Source organism: Bacillus cereus group sp. MYBK108-1 (assembly GCF_051917185.1).
Lineage (GTDB): Bacteria > Bacillota > Bacilli > Bacillales > Bacillaceae_G > Bacillus_A > Bacillus_A cereus.
In genome coordinates this window covers 1-1,451 of record NZ_JBQAHZ010000060.1, presented here as the reverse complement: position 1 = coordinate 1,451, position 1,451 = coordinate 1, and the positions used below count along the sequence as shown (strand labels likewise).

Here is a 1,451-nt window from a genome sequence, read left to right as displayed (position 1 = left end):
TGAACTGCACCCCAATTGTTAGACACAGTCTAACAATTGGAGGTGTAGTTTTTTTATGACTAAATTTACTTCAGAAGACAAAATAAATGCAGTAATACATTATCAAGATGGAAGTGAGAGTATAAAAGATATTGCGAAATCATTGGGAGCGAATCACGAAGTGGTTCGCATGTGGATAAAACAATTTGAATATCATGGAATCCAGGCCTTTGAAAAAGGCTATACAACGTATTCTGCACAGTATAAACTAGACGTACTAAATTATATGTTCGAAAATGGGACGTCTCCAAACGAAACGGCAGTTATTTTTAATATTTCTTCACCTGGACTTATTAGAAAATGGCGTATTCAGCTACATCAAAAAGGAGTAGACGCCCTTAAATCGAAGAAAAAGGGGCGTCAATCTATGACTAAGGACAATCAAAAATCAATTAAGAAACAAACACAAACAGAAGAGTCAGTAGAAGCATTACAAGCTGAATTGGAGCGTTTGCGTATGGAGAATGCTTATTTAAAAAAGTTGAATGCCTTAGTTCAAAACAAGGAAAAATCACCAAACAAGATAAGGCGCAAGTAATCTATGAACTAAGGAAAGCATTTCCGGTGCAGGCACTTTTAAAATTAGCAGAACTCCCACGAAGTACACATTATTACTGGATACAGAATTCTAATCGGCCAGATAAAGATAAAGAGCTAAAGATCTTAATTCAAAACATTTACGATGAACACCAAGGTCGTTATGGATATCGCCGTATTCGCGATGAGTTAATGAACCAAGGACATAAAATCAACCATAAAAAAGTTCAACGAATTATGAAAGAGTTAGGTTTAAAGAGTCTAGTTCGTATGAAAAAATATCGCTCGTATAAAGGACAAGTAGGTAAGATTGCGCCAAATATTTTAGAACGTAATTTTAAAGCTGAAAAGCCGAACGAAAAATGGGTTACAGACATAACAGAATTTAAATTATGCGGCGAGAAGCTCTACTTATCACCGATGTTAGATCTATTTAATGGAGAGATAATCGCTTATACAATTGATTCAAGACCAACCTATTCACTTGTATCGAAGATGTTGGAGAAGTCTTTTCAACAATTGACAGAAGAAGACGAACTCCTTATTCACTCTGATCAAGGCTGGCATTATCAAATGAAGAAGTATCGGCACGCCCTAAAGGAACGCAAGATTACGCAAAGTATGTCTCGTAAAGGGAACTGTTACGATAATGCGGTTATTGAAAGTTTCTTTGGTATTATGAAATCTGAATTTCTTTATCTAAAAGATTTTGAAAGCATAGAACACTTTAAACAAGAATTTGAAAAATATATCGATTATTATAATCACAAAAGAATTAAGGCAAAACTAAAAGGCATGAGTCCGGTACAATATCGAACTCATGCCCTAAAGGCTGCCTAATGAAACGACCTGTCTAACTTTATGGGGTCAGTTCA

General features: G+C 35.3%; 1 protein-coding gene. It reads left to right on the top strand.

The genetic code is table 11. The features are described from left to right. Positions 1-55: 55 nt before the first annotated feature. Positions 56-1,416 (top strand): IS3 family transposase gene (locus ACTFSL_RS31055; protein ID WP_440042962.1). Its coding sequence is split into 2 segments (ribosomal slippage): positions 56-512 and positions 512-1,416, totalling 1,362 coding nucleotides; the frame shifts between segments, so codons are not numbered across the junction. The last annotated feature ends 35 nt before the right edge of the window (positions 1,417-1,451 follow it).